Annotated in this window: 18 protein-coding genes and 1 pseudogene; 6 read left to right on the top strand and 13 right to left on the bottom strand. The window is 41.3% G+C overall.

Annotated features, from left to right (window positions below; translation table 11 throughout):
- From KG708_RS03620 to KG708_RS03610, 3 genes are all read right to left on the bottom strand, one after another.
- Nucleotides 1-384, bottom strand: coding sequence for a hypothetical protein (locus KG708_RS03620; protein WP_213608149.1), 384 nt, complete (start codon nt 382-384; stop codon nt 1-3).
- A 36-nt stretch (nt 385-420) separates the two neighbouring features.
- Entirely contained in the window at nt 421-636 is a 216-nt protein-coding gene (locus tag KG708_RS03615; protein WP_213608148.1) for a hypothetical protein, read from the bottom strand.
- Between the two features lie 394 nt (nt 637-1,030).
- Entirely contained in the window at nt 1,031-1,207 is a 177-nt protein-coding gene (locus tag KG708_RS03610; protein ID WP_301003308.1) for a transposase, read from the bottom strand.
- Between the two features lie 282 nt (nt 1,208-1,489).
- Here KG708_RS03610 and istA point away from each other — a divergent pair, with 282 nt between their 5' ends.
- From istA to KG708_RS03595, 3 genes are read left to right on the top strand one after another with little or no spacing between them, the layout of a single operon-like run.
- Entirely contained in the window at nt 1,490-3,040 is a 1,551-nt protein-coding gene (istA, locus tag KG708_RS03605; RefSeq protein WP_213608147.1) for an IS21 family transposase, read from the top strand.
- A gap of 11 nt (nt 3,041-3,051) precedes the next feature.
- Nucleotides 3,052-3,807: an IS21-like element helper ATPase IstB gene (gene istB, locus KG708_RS03600; RefSeq protein WP_213608146.1), complete on the top strand. Its 756-nt coding sequence runs from the start codon at nt 3,052-3,054 to the stop codon at nt 3,805-3,807.
- A gap of 45 nt (nt 3,808-3,852) precedes the next feature.
- A complete protein-coding gene (locus KG708_RS03595) occupies nt 3,853-4,092 on the top strand; it encodes a Retron-type RNA-directed DNA polymerase (RefSeq protein ID WP_301003052.1) in 240 nt (79 codons plus the stop codon).
- Between the two features lie 46 nt (nt 4,093-4,138).
- Here KG708_RS03595 and KG708_RS03590 read toward each other — a convergent pair whose 3' ends face one another.
- The 3 genes from KG708_RS03590 to KG708_RS03580 form a co-directional block, all read right to left on the bottom strand.
- The gene (locus KG708_RS03590) at nt 4,139-4,642 is read right to left on the bottom strand and encodes a hypothetical protein (RefSeq protein WP_213608145.1); all 504 of its coding nucleotides are present in this window, start codon (nt 4,640-4,642) and stop codon (nt 4,139-4,141) included.
- Between the two features lie 92 nt (nt 4,643-4,734).
- Nucleotides 4,735-5,733, bottom strand: a complete 999-nt coding sequence (locus tag KG708_RS03585) for a hypothetical protein (protein WP_213608144.1) — start codon at nt 5,731-5,733, stop codon at nt 4,735-4,737.
- A gap of 100 nt (nt 5,734-5,833) precedes the next feature.
- Complete coding sequence (locus KG708_RS03580; protein ID WP_213608143.1) at nt 5,834-6,223, bottom strand: hypothetical protein; 390 nt, start codon at nt 6,221-6,223, stop codon at nt 5,834-5,836.
- A 466-nt stretch (nt 6,224-6,689) separates the two neighbouring features.
- Between KG708_RS03580 and KG708_RS03575 the strand changes: the two are divergent.
- Nucleotides 6,690-7,846 (top strand): annotated as a pseudogene (locus KG708_RS03575) (IS3 family transposase).
- A gap of 13 nt (nt 7,847-7,859) precedes the next feature.
- Here the strand turns inward: KG708_RS03575 and KG708_RS03570 are convergent.
- The gene (locus KG708_RS03570; protein WP_213608142.1) at nt 7,860-8,249 is read right to left on the bottom strand and encodes a DUF4304 domain-containing protein; all 390 of its coding nucleotides are present in this window, start codon (nt 8,247-8,249) and stop codon (nt 7,860-7,862) included.
- Nucleotides 8,250-8,480: 231 nt separating this feature from the next.
- Between KG708_RS03570 and KG708_RS17790 the strand changes: the two genes are divergently transcribed.
- Together KG708_RS17790 and KG708_RS17785 are read left to right on the top strand one after the other, a co-directional pair.
- Nucleotides 8,481-8,690: a site-specific integrase gene (locus KG708_RS17790; RefSeq protein WP_366513552.1), complete on the top strand. Its 210-nt coding sequence runs from the start codon at nt 8,481-8,483 to the stop codon at nt 8,688-8,690.
- A gap of 146 nt (nt 8,691-8,836) precedes the next feature.
- Nucleotides 8,837-9,112 (top strand): tyrosine-type recombinase/integrase, encoded by a 276-nt coding sequence (locus KG708_RS17785; protein ID WP_366513551.1) that lies wholly within the window; start codon nt 8,837-8,839, stop codon nt 9,110-9,112.
- 274 nt (nt 9,113-9,386) lie between these two features.
- Here the strand turns inward: KG708_RS17785 and KG708_RS03560 are convergent, their stop codons facing one another.
- The 6 genes from KG708_RS03560 to KG708_RS03535 form a co-directional block, all read right to left on the bottom strand.
- Nucleotides 9,387-10,157, bottom strand: a complete 771-nt coding sequence (locus KG708_RS03560) for an SDR family NAD(P)-dependent oxidoreductase (RefSeq protein WP_213608141.1) — start codon at nt 10,155-10,157, stop codon at nt 9,387-9,389.
- 9 nt (nt 10,158-10,166) lie between these two features.
- Nucleotides 10,167-11,066, bottom strand: coding sequence for a 3-hydroxyisobutyrate dehydrogenase (gene mmsB, locus KG708_RS03555; protein WP_213608140.1), 900 nt, complete (start codon nt 11,064-11,066; stop codon nt 10,167-10,169).
- 4 nt (nt 11,067-11,070) lie between these two features.
- Nucleotides 11,071-12,228 carry an enoyl-CoA hydratase/isomerase family protein gene (locus KG708_RS03550; protein WP_213608139.1) on the bottom strand — a complete coding sequence of 386 codons (1,158 nt, stop codon included), beginning with the start codon at nt 12,226-12,228 and terminating at the stop codon, nt 11,071-11,073.
- A complete protein-coding gene (locus KG708_RS03545; RefSeq protein ID WP_013464905.1) occupies nt 12,228-13,007 on the bottom strand; it encodes an enoyl-CoA hydratase in 780 nt (259 codons plus the stop codon). Before KG708_RS03545 ends, KG708_RS03550 begins: the two co-directional genes overlap by 1 nt.
- Before the next feature lie 10 nt (nt 13,008-13,017).
- On the bottom strand, nt 13,018-14,175 hold the full coding sequence (locus KG708_RS03540; protein ID WP_010389955.1) for an acyl-CoA dehydrogenase family protein: 1,158 nt from the start codon (nt 14,173-14,175) through the stop codon (nt 13,018-13,020).
- A 119-nt stretch (nt 14,176-14,294) separates the two neighbouring features.
- Nucleotides 14,295-15,785, bottom strand: a complete 1,491-nt coding sequence (locus tag KG708_RS03535) for a CoA-acylating methylmalonate-semialdehyde dehydrogenase (protein WP_213608138.1) — start codon at nt 15,783-15,785, stop codon at nt 14,295-14,297.
- Between the last annotated feature and the right edge of the window lie 20 nt (nt 15,786-15,805).

Below are 15,805 nucleotides of genomic sequence, written 5' to 3'. Positions count from 1 at the left end.
TTACGCATCGCCCTGCCTTTGCTTGTTAAGTTTTGTGCCCGAACGAAGCCCAAAACCTAGCCATGTTGTTAAAATATGTAGGGCAAGAAAGACCCCAACACCAAAAGTGAGACTAAAAATAAAACTAGCTGCGACGCTAGCTAAACCAAAGACGACAAGATTTTGTGTCCAGCCTATTTTTACATCTCTTTCGTTTAAGTCACACCAATCCCACCAAAGGACATTCCACCACAAACTTGATGCGGCGATATACTCCAATAACCATCGATAAAGCCCTGTAACGCCTCTTAGCTTTAGCTCGGATTCTAAACCTTGAATGTACTCGTCATCGTGTTGCGTATCTAAGTAACGCTCACCAATGATTGAAAAAGTGCTTCTGTTCATGATGAAAACTTAACGCCGTCGCCGTGCCTGGCCTTGTTAACTGCTGGGTATCGGCAGTGTATTTGATATGTGCAAAACATCTGCTAGCCAAGAGCCCTGTTCTTGGGTTGATAAATACGCAGATCCGTTTTGCCCTCTAAGCTCCAATACTTGGTGCGACTCATCATGATAGATGAAATCTATTTTAGAGCCAATCAGGCCTTTCCACATATCCCATTCTGAAACGTCAATGACATGATCTGGCTCGTTCATGTTGAATCGATGATCTTGGCTGCCAACCGAGTATTGAACAGGCTCATTGCACCAGGAGAAGTATCGCCTCTCTCCACCATCAAATTCCAAAAATATTTCGCGGTCTATTTCATGCCAATCTGGCTGGTCATGTAGAGAAGCCAGATCTATTTCGTATAGTTCATATATGACGCGTTTCAATTTCATAGGCAGTTAACGAGGCTGTAGAATAGCTCGTTTTTAATTTATTTTTATTGATGCATTAACCATAGCCGAGTTCCTATTTTGGTTCAATCAGTTATCGCTAGTTTACTTAAAATAGAAAAAGAGAATGTACGATTGTTTTAATGGCTGTTTTAGAGGGAATTACAGGTGCTTAAGTCGCTATATTTCGGCTTAAAAGGGCTCCCCTTTTTTAATGCAGCCTGTTTTGCAGCTTTTCTATGTTATGAACAAGGCAGTACAGTTGCCATTGCGCATTCACTTTCGTTTGTCCTCGCAAGGTCAGTTTGTTCATGCCTTTGTTTACCGTAATATTGCCGAACACCGGCTCTATACAGCCAAGTCGTTTGCTGTACTGCCGTCGCCCCATCGGGCTGTCTATTTTGGCCTTCATTTTGTCGATATAGCTTAGCTGTTTACGCGATTCATCATTTTTGCATATTCTCCCCAGCTTTGATCACCCAGTGGCATTAACTTTGATCGCTTATTCTCATTAAGCTTTGATCACGAAAATTACTCGATAATGATCACTTTTGTGCTCTTAATAATTTTGCCGATCAAAGCTTAATGCCACTCGTCACCGAGTTCACGTTTTATCATTTTTGTAGGTATGTTAAACCGTTATCTAAATCATTTGATGAGGATAACAATAATGTCAACAAGACCTATATCTATGAGTAAATTACATGCTATTTTACGGCTGAAATATTCAGCAAAATTATCCCATCGAAAGATTGCCAGAAGCTTAAATATTTCACCTGGCACTGTGGCTAATTACGTTAAAAAGGCCAATGAGTTAGGCTTAAACCAATGGCCGTTACCTGAAGATAAACAACACGGTACGTTTCTTAATACAAAAATCAGGGACTTCTCACCCCGTCAAAAAAGATACCCAACACCTGACTGGCTCACCATCAATAAGGATTTAAAGCAGCACAAACATTTGACGTTGCAGTTAGTATTCGATGAATTGCGTGAGAAAGTCGGTGAGCCATATTACAGTTATAGCCACTTTTGCCGAGCCTATCGGGAATGGGTGGGCAAACAACGATTGTCGATGCGTCAGCATCATAAAGGCGGTGAAAAGCTGTTTGTGGATTATTGTGGGCCCACGCTGACCATCACGTGCCCTACAACACAGGAGACACGCACTGCTCAAGTGTTTGTTGCCGTGCTCGGCGCATCAAATTATACCTATGCTGAGGCAACGTATAGCCAGCAACTTGAAGATTGGGTGATGAGTCATGCCCGTTGCTTTACGTTTTTAGGCGGTGTGCCTGAGCTTGTTATTCCCGACAACTTAAAAAGCGCCGTTAGTAAACCCTGTCGCTACGAGCCTGATTTAAATCCGACGTACCACCAGTTAGCCGAGTACTTTAACGTGGCTGTCATTCCGGCTAGACCTTATAAACCCAAAGATAAATCGAAGGCTGAAGTCGGTGTACAAATTGTTGAGCGTTGGATCATGGCACGCTTGCGTAACCAAACCTTCTACAGCTTAGCGCACCTAAATCAAGAAATAGCAAAGCTACTTGATGTAATGAACAATAAGGTGATGAAGCAATATCAACAGTCACGTAAACAGCTCTTTGATATAGTGGATAAAAGCGCATTAAAGCCATTGCCTGAAAAGCCCTATCACTATACACAAATCAAAACGGTGCGAGTACACATTGATTATCATGTTGAAATAGAGAAACATTATTACAGTGTGCCGTATCAGTGGGTTAAGAAACAATTACGCGCACACATAACCAATCAGCTAGTACAGCTTTATCATGACGATACCTTAATCGCACAGCATCCGCGTTCACATCGTTTAGGTGGGCATACAACACAGTCTCATCATATGCCTCTGGCGCATCAAAAACAGCATGAGCAGTCACCGATAAATTTACGCTCATGGGCATTAAGTATCGGGGAGTATACCCATCAAGTTATTGAGTTACAGCTTAGTGGACGGCGTCACCCCGAGCACGCTTATCGCGCCTGTTTAGGGGTGTTAAGTTTAGCTAAAATCTATTCAAAAGAGCGGCTTGAGCAGGCCTGTTATCGCGCAATCGTGATGAATACGACAACACTCAAATCAATTAAGCAGATGCTGAAAAAAGGATTAGATCAACAACCGTTACCCACACAGCAAACAGAGCCAGAAAAGCCAGTTACACATAGCAACATACGTGGCACAGATTATTACCATTAAGGAAACGAATCATGATAGACACCATTAACCAACAACTTCAACTACTTAAGTTATCGGGTATAAAGCAGGCACTCAAGCAGCAGCTTGAACAGCCTAACTTATATCAAGAACAAAGCTTTATAGAGCGCGTTAGTTTATTGCTAACACATGAAATTGACACGCGTGAGCAAAGGAAAATCGACCGGCTCGTGCGACACGCTAAATTCCGCTTACCGGCTCAGTTAAATCAACTGATTTACTCGCCGACACGTAATATCGAAAAAGCACAGATACGCAACTTAAGCCAAAATAGCTGGCTGAACTTACACCAAAATATCTTAATCACTGGGGCAACAGGCTGTGGCAAAACATACCTTGCATGTGCTTTAGGGCATGAGCACTGCCTACAAGGAAAAAGTGTTTACTATGTTCGATTAAAAGAACTACTTGAAAGCCTGTTTCTAGCACAAGCAGATGGTAGTTACCGAAAATTACTAGCGAAGTTAATAAAGTATGATCTACTGATCTTAGACGATTGGGGGCTTGAACCACTGAGTGCACAGCAACGAGGTGACTTACTCGAATTAATCGATTCACGGTATGGGTATAAATCACACATAATAATAAGTCAGCTCCCGCAGGAAAACTGGCATGAGATGATAGGAGAATCAACCCATGCTGACGCCATTTTAGATAGGCTAATTCATGGTTCGATTAAGTTGAACTTAAAAGGAGAATCGATACGAAAACAGTTAAATAAATTGACTGATGATGATCAGTTAAGCTAATTTAAAAACGGCTCTACAAAATGATAAATCAGGTGATCAAAGCTGATGAGAATCGGTGATCAAAGTCATGAGAATACGCAGCGTAAACCTCGCACCAAAGTACGCAGTTTAATGAAATTGGGTGTTAGCGAGCGACTGGCCATAGCATGCGGTATCACCAGTAAAGGCCCTTGTAGAAGCTCAAAAACAAAAGGAATTAACATTGCGCTAGGCAATAACTACTTAGCTTCACAAGGTTTAGTGTCTTTGAGAGATATTTGGATCAATATTCATTACGGGAGATGAACCGCCCATTGCGGACCCGCATGATGGGTGGTGTGGGGGCTGGAGGTTAGAGACCTCCGGCTACCCGATTATGTTCCAGTTCTTTCTCAACTGCTTGTTTAACTTTTGGATCTTTAAGAATTTCCTTGTAACCATCAAGCATTAGGTCGACTTTATTCTGAGGTATTTGCTCGGAGTCCGGCTTAGAGTAGAATTTCATGGCTGCTTGAAACCTAGTCATTGAAATTTCCATTATTGTAGAAATCAGCTCGCTGTTCTCATAAATTGTTGAGACATCAAAACAACCTTTGAGCTTCGTTTTAGCTTTACCATCTTCACCTATATATTCATCTAAGCTCGTTGTCCAACTAGACCAGTCGATGTCTTGATCTGGGAAGTTATGCTTCAAGTTTTCAAACAACTGTGACGCAAACACATTTTTTAGCACAAATCTGCCCGTATCTTTATCAATACGATTCATTTCATAAGAAAGACATGAAGCTAGTGGTGCTGGTTCTTGGGCGTTGCTGAAACTAGCCAGAAAAAGCAAGCCGACTAAGATTGTTCGCACATTACCTCCTTGGAACATAACGCCCAAATTTAGCGCGGAAAGCCGCGCAGCGGGTTTACGTCGCAGCCAGCGTTTTTTGCTGGCGATAATATTTATTTGTTATGCCGTGATGCTGAATCTAACAAAGCTGAGATAAAATACTCGGGATTATCAACACCAATGAAAATTGAATTAACCGAACCCAACGGCTCTGAAAGTTCAATTCTGATATTAGGATTACCTGAGTAATTGTAACGCTTTACAAATTTCGTGCGATGAACAAACTCGTTATTTCTTTCAATTTTAGCAATGTTCTCTAACGGTATTACCAAAGGTTGATAAAGTCCATAACGAACAAATAACTTATTACAAACTAAAGAAATTGGCCTTCTCGAAAGTGCCCGATACTCTGCAATAAAAAATACCAAACTAAAAATCGTGAGTAATGTGACAATATTTGCGGCAAGTGGTGACCAGATAAAGTGCAACACCAGGTGCATAATTGGCATTTCAAACGCAATGAGGAAGATGAAACCTAGCAAGTTACTTTTTGCGCCATCTTTCTGATGATAGGTAAAGTGTTGCTCACCTCTGAAATGTTCTGGTTTGATGCGGTTTGCAAAAAATGCAAATGTCCACATCCTCGTTTCGAAAGTCAATAAAGACGCAACAGGACTTTCACCCAAGTATTTTTTTATTGGCTTTTCTATCGAAAGATCGGGATCTTCACTCTTACCGATGGCTGCTTTAATCGCAAGATACACTGTTAAAATTGCAACAAGTTCAAACAACAGAATAACAGCCAAGACAAAATAGCGACCATTTTCAAGATAATGCCAGATCAGTTTACTTTGCTCAGGAATAATGTAACTACCGATCAGAACAGCTAAGCAGCTCAAAACAACAGCTTTTAACAAGCCTTCTTTTTTGTCTTTAGCACAGAAGAAGCAGATTATCGGTAGTACTATTAATGCATCCAAAAGAAACAGCCATTCAAAATTCGCGCTGCCATAATCATTTAGCTTGCTGTTAGATTGGTAATAGAAACCCCACCATATCGAAATACAGACAAGAAATAAAAACGGAAGTTTTGAACTTATCGAATCCTTCATTGATATCTCCAAACGGCATAACGCCACAAATAAACGACTTAAAATAGTTGGCTAAAATTTGTGAGGTACGAACAAAGCCAACTGTTTTTTGTCCGCTCTTTTAATTTGTTTTGTTAGGTTTACGATAACATACAGAAAACCAGAACACTGTTGTTAAAGTAACACCAAAAACTGCATAAGTTATTATTGATTCAATAATTAACCTACCCGTTGCGTCCATAAAAGAAGGTATAAATACAAATATAATAGAAGGAACAAGACCGACCATTAAATAATAATGTAAACCAACTAGCTCACTACGGCTTAACCAAAGGTGTATAGGCAGCATATAAAAGACTAACGCAGATGCACTTACTAAACCACCTAATACTGAAGCGTAAAGCAAGTGAGAAAAAAGCACATTAAAGTCTGCTAAATACCACAAATATGCAAAAGACAATCCCCAACCTGTAAGGATTGCATTTCTTAATCCTTTGATAACTAAATTCAAACTAGTAAACCTAACGCCCCGCTCACCCGCACATACTGCGGAGGGCGTTTTTGTGTAAAGTGGCGCGCAGCGACACACAAAAACGAGCGTAGCAGTATGTGTCGGTGTGCAGCGGTTTGTTATACGATTTTACTGCCACGGTAAATTCATATTGTCTTTTTTGTAATCTTCTAGAACCAAAATATTTCGTGTTCGCAGAACAATACCTTTTATACAAGACCTATAAGACTTTTCATCTGGGAGAAGGGCAAGCAGTTCAATTGCTCGGTACCTAACTGCCTTTTCCCAAGTATACTCGTAGTCGCTGTTTTCAATGATTTGAAAGTGTTCCTTTGCTCCCTCATAGTCTCCAACAAAACTCTTGAAAACCCCGCTGTAGTATTCTTCCCATATCCACCTTTGTAATGGTCTAATGAAATTGGAGAGGTTTATAGCGTAAAATAAGCTAAACCGAAAAGGTATCAACATGACCAGAAAATCAAAAGTTACACTCAGTGCACAGCAAAAACTTGAATATGCCAAATTAATGGTAGAAGAAGGCTATACCAATAAGCAAATTGAAGAAATCTCTGGCGCAGGAAAGTCAGCAGTATCACGTTGGAAGCAACAATATTTATCTGAGCTAGATGGTAAAAGCCCGGAGAATGTTCAAGCACTCACACCTGAGCAGCAACGTATCCAGTCGCTAGAGAAGCAGCTACAGCGGGCTTTAAGGGATAATGAAATATTAAAAAAGCCACCGCTTTCTTCATTCGCGACAATCAAAACTTAAAGTAATAAAAGAATTGAAGAAAGCAAACGTAGATTACACTATCACTGAATTGTGTCGTATTTTAGAGGTCAGTATGAGTAGTTATTACTATGAGCCTGTCAAACCTGATGAGCAAGAGCAGGTGCTTTTAGATGTAATTGAATCGATAGTTGAGGACTCTGGTAATACGTATGGCAGGCGTAGAATGCACGCTGAACTGAATGCGCGTGACCACACAATAGGGGTATATAAAACGGCCGCACTGATGAAGAAGCTGAATATACAAGCCATTGTGCCGAAGAAAAACATTATTACCCCAATTCAGGTGATGAGCATCACTATGCACAAAACCTTTAAAACGACAATTCAACCCCGATACACATAACACACATTGGGTCGGTGATATTACTTACATAAGGAACCAGCAAGGATGGAGTTATTTGGCTTGCGTATTAGATTTATCAACGAAGGAAATAGTAGGTTATGCTTTATCAAAAAGCCCTAATGCTGAACTGGCTAAAACAGCATTAAATAATGCAATTAAGCGCCAACAGCCGGTTCTTAGTCAACTGATGTTTCATTCAGATCAAGGCTGTCAGTATTCAGCGGCCTCGTTTAGAGAGCGGTTATCACAACTGACTATAACGCAAAGTATGAGTCGCCGAGGTAATTGTTGGGATAATGCTGTTATGGAACGTTTTTTTAGAAGTTTAAAAACAGAGCGTTTAAATGGTCTTTCATTTATAAATCATAATTCAGTGATAAGTGAAGTAGATAATTACATTCAGTTTTATAATTACAAACGTAGGCATTCAGCGCTTGATTATATGACACCGCATCAGAAATATAATGAATTAAAAAATGCCGCTTAGAATCTCTCCTAAATTAGTTGACCATTACACTTCTATCTTCATTAGAATACCAATCAATAAAAGCATCGATGGTTGAATACTTCTCAAGCAAATTTTTGGAAAGGATTGCCGCTTCGTTAGCCATAGCCTCGACTTTTTCATCGAAGTCCAAATCACCTTCTGCGCTCGCAAATCCATTGAGTCGATTGGGCACATGAAATGACCATCCAGCGCTTTCATATAGAAAATGGGTAACCGAAACATTCACATAAGTGCCCCTGGAAAAGGAGCTCGGTTGGAATTCAACGACAATAGCCCACCAACCGTTATCTTTGTACCAGATTCTCGATTTTCCTGATCGTATAAAACCGAGCGGCTTTAAGGTCTGCTTTGCTTTTTGTGCAATTAGCTTATTGTGATCCATATCGATTTACGTATAACATTTTATTCAAAGGCTCTAAACCCGCAAGTTGCAGACAAAAATCCTTTTAGTTTTTTAATACTTTAAGTTTAACTCTGTATCTAAATGTTAATCAAGGGATTTATATTTGTTGTTTTTTTGTTGTTGTAAAATACAAGAAATAATCCCGCGAGTTGTTGAAAAAAAACTAAATACAACTACTGCTTATGTATACAGTAATAAATGGAGCAGATTATGGCTTCTGTATTTTTAGAATCCATCCGTGACTTTATGATAACGCGTCGTTATGCCAAGCGTACTATAGACACTTATCAATATTGGATAAAATTTTACATTTTATACCCTGCTAAAAAACATCCGGCGCAATTAGCAGAGTCGGAGGTTGAGCAATTCTTATCTTATTTAAGTAATCAACGTAATGTTGCAATACAAACCGCAGAGTAACATTAGCACTCGAACTACTGCCGTTGTTGCGCAGCCAAAGTCACTTGGTAAATGACTACTAGCATCGAGACAAACAAACAACAAACTATACCGGTGTCTGGCTTGCGAATGCATTAGCTAGAAAATACCCAGCGGCTCCTTATGAAATGAGCTGGCAATATTTGTTTCCTTCTGCCCAGTTAAGCATGGACCCAGAAAGTAAAAAGCTGCGTCGCCACCATATTGATGAAACAACGGTTGGTAAAGCAATTAAACAGGCAGCAAAGCTGGCAAAAATTCAAAAAAATGTTACCTGCCATACACTAAGGCACTCGTTCGCTACCCACTTACTTGAATCTGGTGCAGATATACGAACCTTACAAACACAACTAGGTCACAGTGACATACGGACTACACAAATAATACCCTCTGTATTGAATTAGTGAGCAATTATAGCAACAGATAAATATCTCAGTAACAAGGCAAAAACTTGGTTATATAGTTTATCTATATGAGAAGTTTTTAACGCAGTTAATGAGTTATTTAGAATGCTAGCATGGTCTACGTTTTGATTCAGCGGGTATCAAACTCATGTATTGCACCAAGGTGCTAACGGAGTTATTAGCCCTTTTTCAAGATTATAAATTCCCCGATTTAAAACAAAAAAGCACAGCTCAAAGAGCTGTGCTTTCAATTATTAAATTAGATCTAACAAAGTTATAAACGAATACCGCCGTCTATCTCTACTACACGGCCAGTGAAAAAGTCATTTTCGATAATGTACTTTGCAGTATGGGCTATTTCAGCGGTTTCACCTAACCGTCCTACTGGTGTTACAGCAAGCATGCGCTGTTTGGCTTCTGGCTTCATTACGTCCGTCATGGCGGTGCTAATAACGCCTGGTGCAATGGCGCCAACGCGGATACCAAAACGGCCAAGCTCTTTAGCCCATGTAGTGGTTAATGCCACAACACCTGCTTTTGAGGCGGCATAGTTAGTTTGGCCAATATTACCTGCACGCGCTACGCTCGACATATTTACAATTACGCCGCCTTTGCCAGATTCAATCATGTGGCTTGCCACTTCGCGCCCTGCTAAAAATACGCCTGTTAGGTTAACGTCAATCACTGATTGAAATTGATCAAGCGACATTTTTTTAACCACTTTGCCGTCTTTGGCTTTTATAAACATGCCATCGCGTAAAATACCGGCGTTATTAATTAATACCCCAATGTGGCCAAAGTCACTGTTAATGGTATTAAATACGTCTTCAACTTCGCTTTCTACGGTTACATTAGCGCTGTAGCCTTTTATAGTGCCTGTTACGCCTGCTAATGCTAATAGTTGCTCGGTTGCTTCATTTAACTGTGCTTGCGCCATATCTATTAACGCAATGTTAGCGCCCATTAAGGCAAATTTTTGCGCCATTGCAAAACCTAAGCCTTGTGCGCCACCGGTAATCACTACGGTATTATTTTTTATTTCCACAATACTTTCCTACTTCGAAAACAATTTAAAAATGGCACTAAAATCATCACTGCCTGCACCTTGGTGCTGCATCATAGTGTATAAATTTTTAGCCATTGAGCCCATTGGCGTCAGTGAATTACTCTGCTGCGCCGCTTCCATCGCAAGGCCTAAGTCTTTAGCCATTAAATCGACCATAAAGCCAGGTTTATAATCGTTACTAGCTGGCGCGGTTTCCATAACACCTGGGCAGGGGTTATAAAGTTCTAACGTCCAGTTACGACCCGAGCTTGCGCTCATTATATCGCTGAGTACTTTTGCATCGAGGCCGTTATTAATGCCCATTTGAATGGCTTCACTGGTACCTGCCATTAAAATACTCAATAGCATGTTGTTACATATTTTAGCGACTTGCCCTGCGCCAATAGCACCGGCATGGAAAATGTTTTTTCCCATATCAACTAATACAGTATTGGCTTTATCAAATGCAGCTTGCTCACCACCAACAATAAAGGTCAATGTGCCTGCAGTGGCCCCAGCTACACCACCCGATACCGGTGCATCAACAAAGGCAATGCCTTGTTCGCCAAGAGCATGGCCAACGTCACGGGCCGATTGCGCATCAATAGTTGAACAATCAATCACTAGAGTGCTTTTACTCAGTACTTTAATTAAACCCGATTGCTCGTCTGTGCCTAAATAAAGTGATTTAACATGTTTGCTCGCCGGTAGCATACTAATTAGCACATCAACGTTGGTTGCACAGGCTTGTGCATCTTTTGCTGCATTGGCGCCTTTTTCAACTAGCTCGTTCACTGCATTAGCACTTAGGTCGAACACGCTTACCGTATGGCCAGCTTTAATTAAATTAGCCGCCATTGGGCCGCCCATGTTGCCTAAACCTATAAATCCTATATTAAGTTTACTCATCGCTTTACCCTTGTAAATTAAGTTGAGAAAAGTACGCCTCTAGCGGATGTTGCTCGCCAAAGCGGTTTGCAAAAAAGCTCTCTACCACTTCATTTGGTACATCAGCTAACGTTTTAAACTGCCACTGTGGCGCACCGTCTTTATCGATTAGTAAGGCGCGTACACCTTCTTGAAACTCGCCCACTTCACCAGCACGAACCGACATACCCAATTCCATTTTAAAACACTCAGCTAAGTTTTTACCTTTGCTATGTTTGAGCTGCTCACTCACTAAGGCACAACTTAATGGGCAACCATGGGTTAACGATTTTTGTGCGCGTTGTAGCCATTTATCATCAGTGTTTAGATTTAAAATGTAATCTACCTGCTGCTGTAACGTGTCAAACTCGCCTAGCTTTTGAATCAAGCTTAAGTTTGCTTTTAAATTGCCTTTGGGCATACGGCTAGAGTTGTTATCTAATTCAATAAGCAAGGTACTTAGCTTGTCGTGATTTAAGCTTGCTGTTTTACCCCATTTAGTATTGAGTAACGCTTCAACAAGCTCTGGGTACTTGTCGGCATTTACAAAGTGATCGGCAAGCGATACAAGCTTAGCGTCTTCACAATTAATTGACGCCGAGGTCAGCCCTAAAAACAAACCAACATGGGCGGGCATTTTATGTAAAAAATAACTGCCGCCTACATCAGGGTAAAGCCCAATTGTTTGTTCTGGCATAGCAATGCGTGATGTTTCAGTAACCACACGGTGGCTCGCACCGGCCATTAAACCTAAACCGCCGCCCATTACAATACCGTTACCCCACACTAAAATGGGTTTGTTGTAACAATGAATAAGGTAATCTAGCTGATACTCTTGAGTAAAAAACTCTTCAACCAGTGAGCTCGGTTTACCCTCACTCATTGCTTTGTGTAAGCTAACTACATCGCCACCGGCACAAAACGCTTTTTCACCAGCACCTTTAAGAACCACTAATGCAATGTCATCGTCTTTGTCCCATTGCTGTAGTTGCGGCTCGAGTAAGCTGATCATTTCAAAATTTAACGCGTTTAATGACTTAGGCGCGTTAAGCGTAGCAAAACCAATAAGTCGGCCATTGTCTGTGGTTGCTGTTTCAAATACCACGGCAGCATCAGCTGAATTTAAACGAGTAAGTTCTGTCATTAGCCATTCACCCAAATAGCTTTACGTTTTTCTAAAAAGGCGTTAACGCCCTCTTGCTGATCTTCGGTATCAAATAAACCAACAAACAGCTCTCGCTCCAGTGGCAATGTATTCGCCATTGGTTGATGACGCCCTTTTTGAATCAAGGTTTTACATGCAGCAACCGACGATGGACTTTGCTCTGCTACTTGGTTTGCCAGTTTTAATGCTGCTGCAAAGCTTTCACCTTGTGCAACCACTTCTTCTACTAAACCAATTTGCAGGGCTTTATCGGCTTTTAAACGTTCACCGCATAAAATCATGCGCTTTGCCCAGCCCTCGCCAACAAGCCATGCTAAGTTTTGCGTTCCACCAGCACACGGTAATAAACCCACTTTAGCTTCAGGCAGTGCCATTTGTGCTTGCTCTTCTGCAATACGAATATCACACGCCAGTGCTACTTCAAGGCCACCACCCATTGCATAACCATTAATGGCTGCAACCGACACGCCTCTAAAATTAGTCAGTGCTTCAAACGCTTCACCAAATACACGTGACATATCAGCAGCTACGCCTTTATCGCCACTGGCAAATACATTTAAGTCGGCACCGGCGCTAAAAAACTTCTCGCCTTCACCAGTCAGTACTAATGCATAAATATTTTTATTCGTGTTGAGCTGATTAACTGTGTCTTTAAGCGCCACTAAGGTGTCTTTCGTCCAGGTATTCGCTGGCGGATTCGACATGGTTAAAATAGCAACATGGCCTTCAATAGTTAATTCAATGCTAGGGTTTGACATACTAATCTCCTTATAAAACTTCGCTGGCTGATTCGGCTAAAATACGACGCGCAATAATTACGCGCATAATTTCGTTAGTGCCCTCAAGAATTTGATGCACACGTACATCTCTAACATGGCGCTCAAGCGGGTATTCTTTTATGTAACCATAGCCGCCGTGAATTTGCAGCGCATCATTACACACAGTAAAACCTACATCGGTGGCAAAGCGTTTAGCCATCGCACAATAAGTGGTTTTTTCACTGTCGTTAGTATCAAGTTTAAAGGCCGCTAGTCGAACCATTTGGCGCGCTGCTACAAGCTCGGTATTCATATCGGCAATTTTAAACTGTAGCGCTTGAAACGCAGCCAATGGTTTACCAAATTGAGTACGCTCTTTTAAATATTCACGAGCCGTATTAAGTGCCGCTTGTGCTGTACCAATAGAGCAAGTAGCAATATTAATACGGCCGCCATCTAAACCTTGCATGGCAAACTTAAAGCCTTCGCCTTCTTGGCCTAATAAGTTTGCGGCTGGAATACGCACATCTTCAAAGCTAATTAAACGTGTAGGCTGTGCATTCCAGCCCATTTTTTCTTCTGCTTTGCCGTACTCAATGCCTTTGGCATCTGCTGGTACAACAAACGCTGAAATGCCGCTTGGGCCATCTGCCCCTGTACGTGCCATTACAACTAAAATTTCTGTTTCACCAGCGCCCGAAATAAACATTTTTGAGCCGTTAATAACATACTCATCGCCATCGCGAACTGCTTTAGTTTTTAATGACGCAGCATCAGAGCCAGAGCCTGGCTCAGTTAAACAGTACGATGCCAGTAATTCACCCATTACCAATTGCTCAACGTATTTGTCTTTTACTGCATCGGTACCAAAGCTTGCGATCATCCAGGTTGCCATATTATGAATGGTCAGCATAGCCGTAGTAGCTGTACAACCCAGTGCAAGTTGCTCAAAAATAATGCTTGAATCTAAACGAGATAAACCTAAGCCACCGGCTTCTTCTGGGGTGTATAAGCCACAAAAACCAAGCTCACCAGCGGCTTTAATTGTGTCTTTTGGGAAAATATGTTCGCGATCCCACTTAGCAGCGTGTGGTGCTAGTTCAGATTCTGCGAATTGACGCGCCGTTTGCGCGAAAGCTTGTTGATCTTCAGATAAGTTAAAGTCCATGGTAGACCTCTTGTTGTGTTTTGTTTGTTGTCGGTGCATCCCATCAAGGGAGTTATTAGTGAGGAGCGACAACATTATGTGTTGTGCCCCTCTTTTTTATTGATTATGCGGTTAAAATACTACTTAAGATTAATACTCATATTTGGACCTGAAGCGATATCATCTTCAAACCAGCGTGAGGTAATGGTTTTGGTTTCTGTGTAAAAACGAATACCTTGTTTACCATACGTGTGAGTATCACCGTAGAATGAGCCTTTCCAACCCGTGAACGAGAAAAATGGTAAAGGCACAGGAATTGGCACATTAATACCCACTTGACCCACTTCAATTTCGTGTTGGAATTTACGTGCAGCTGCACCACTTGAGGTAAATAGTGAGGTACCGTTGCCGTAAGGGCTTTCGTTAATAAGGGCGATGGCTTCTTCAAGCGTATCTACAAACATACACGCCAATACTGGGCCAAAAATCTCTTCTTTGTACAAGTTCATATCTTTGGTTACATCAGTAAATAACGTAGGACCTACCCAGTTACCTTGCTCGTAACCTTCAACGCTAAAATCAGAGCCATCAATTAAACAGGTAGCGCCTTGTGCTTTACCATCGGCAATTAGTGATAAAATACGTGCTTTAGCAGCAGGTGATGTTTGTGGGCCATAAGCGGCATCTGCATCATCCCAAACACCTGGGCGTACACCTTCAAATCCTGCTTTAATTTCATCAACCCAGTCTTTTGCTTGACCAACAAATACCGCCACTGAAATACCCATACAGCGCTGACCTGCCGCACCTACAGAGGCACCCACAAGATTATTAACAACATGCGATTTACTCGCATCAGGCATAATTACCATGTGGTTTTTAGCGCCAACACACGCTTGAACGCGTTTTAAGTTTTGTGTGCCTTTAGAGTAAATATAGGCACCTACACCACATGAACCCACAAATGAAATAGCACGTACGGCTTTGTCTTCCAATAAGCGGTCTACTTGTGGTTTAGTACCGTGCACAACTTGTAACACACCTTTTGGTGCACCAGCTTCAATAAATAGCTCAGCTAAACGCATAGGCGTAAGTGGGTCTTGCTCAGAGGGTTTTAAAATAAAGGTGTTACCGCACACAATTGCCAATGGGAACATCCACAATGGGATCATGGCCGGAAAATTAAATGGGGTAATACCTGCACATACACCCAATGGTTGCATATATGAATAGGTATCGATTTTACGCGCTACGTTTTCCATCGTCTCGCCCATCATTAATGATGGCGCATTAGCAGCTTGCTCAACTACTTCAATACCACGCCACACATCGCCTTTTGCATCTTCAAATGTTTTACCTAGCTCATGACAAATAATAGTGGCTAATTCATCATGGTTTTCTTTTAACAGCGCCGCGTATTTCATCATAATGCGCGCACGTTCTGTAATAGGTACGTCTTTCCACGTTTTAAACGTTTCGCTGGCAGAGGCAATAGCCGCGTCCATTTCAGCGTCTGTAGCACATGGCACTTGTGCAAGTACTTCTTGATTAGCAGGATTTACAACATCAATTAATTCATTTGAAGTTGATTGAATAAATTCGCCGTTAATGAGTAAGGGTACTTGGTGCATAATTAAAATCCTATTGATTA

Origin of the sequence: Pseudoalteromonas sp., assembly GCF_018402495.1 — a bacterium.
Classification (GTDB): Bacteria; Pseudomonadota; Gammaproteobacteria; order Enterobacterales; family Alteromonadaceae; genus Pseudoalteromonas.
Note: the sequence above shows the minus strand (reverse complement) of the source record. Positions and strands in the feature narration are given on the sequence as shown.

Bases quoted from the DNA above. Each gene is read 5' to 3' on its own strand.
- KG708_RS03615 (WP_213608148.1), bottom strand. From the start codon at position 636: ATGAACGAGCCAGATCATGTCATTGACGTTTCAGAATGGGATATGTGG.
- KG708_RS03585 (WP_213608144.1), bottom strand. From the start codon at position 5,733: ATGAAGGATTCGATAAGTTCAAAACTTCCGTTTTTATTTCTTGTCTGT.
- KG708_RS03550 (WP_213608139.1), bottom strand. From the start codon at position 12,228: ATGACAGAACTTACTCGTTTAAATTCAGCTGATGCTGCCGTGGTATTT.
- KG708_RS17785 (WP_366513551.1), top strand. From the start codon at position 8,837: ATGAGCTGGCAATATTTGTTTCCTTCTGCCCAGTTAAGCATGGACCCA.
- KG708_RS03610 (WP_301003308.1), bottom strand. From the start codon at position 1,207: ATGGGGCGACGGCAGTACAGCAAACGACTTGGCTGTATAGAGCCGGTG.
- KG708_RS03570 (WP_213608142.1), bottom strand. From the start codon at position 8,249: ATGGATCACAATAAGCTAATTGCACAAAAAGCAAAGCAGACCTTAAAG.
- KG708_RS03620 (WP_213608149.1), bottom strand. From the start codon at position 384: ATGAACAGAAGCACTTTTTCAATCATTGGTGAGCGTTACTTAGATACG.
- KG708_RS03540 (WP_010389955.1), bottom strand. From the start codon at position 14,175: ATGGACTTTAACTTATCTGAAGATCAACAAGCTTTCGCGCAAACGGCG.
- KG708_RS03595 (WP_301003052.1), top strand. From the start codon at position 3,853: ATGAGAATCGGTGATCAAAGTCATGAGAATACGCAGCGTAAACCTCGC.
- mmsB (WP_213608140.1), bottom strand. From the start codon at position 11,066: ATGAGTAAACTTAATATAGGATTTATAGGTTTAGGCAACATGGGCGGC.
- KG708_RS03535 (WP_213608138.1), bottom strand. From the start codon at position 15,785: ATGCACCAAGTACCCTTACTCATTAACGGCGAATTTATTCAATCAACT.
- istB (WP_213608146.1), top strand. From the start codon at position 3,052: ATGATAGACACCATTAACCAACAACTTCAACTACTTAAGTTATCGGGT.
- KG708_RS17790 (WP_366513552.1), top strand. From the start codon at position 8,481: ATGGCTTCTGTATTTTTAGAATCCATCCGTGACTTTATGATAACGCGT.
- istA (WP_213608147.1), top strand. From the start codon at position 1,490: ATGTCAACAAGACCTATATCTATGAGTAAATTACATGCTATTTTACGG.
- KG708_RS03545 (WP_013464905.1), bottom strand. From the start codon at position 13,007: ATGTCAAACCCTAGCATTGAATTAACTATTGAAGGCCATGTTGCTATT.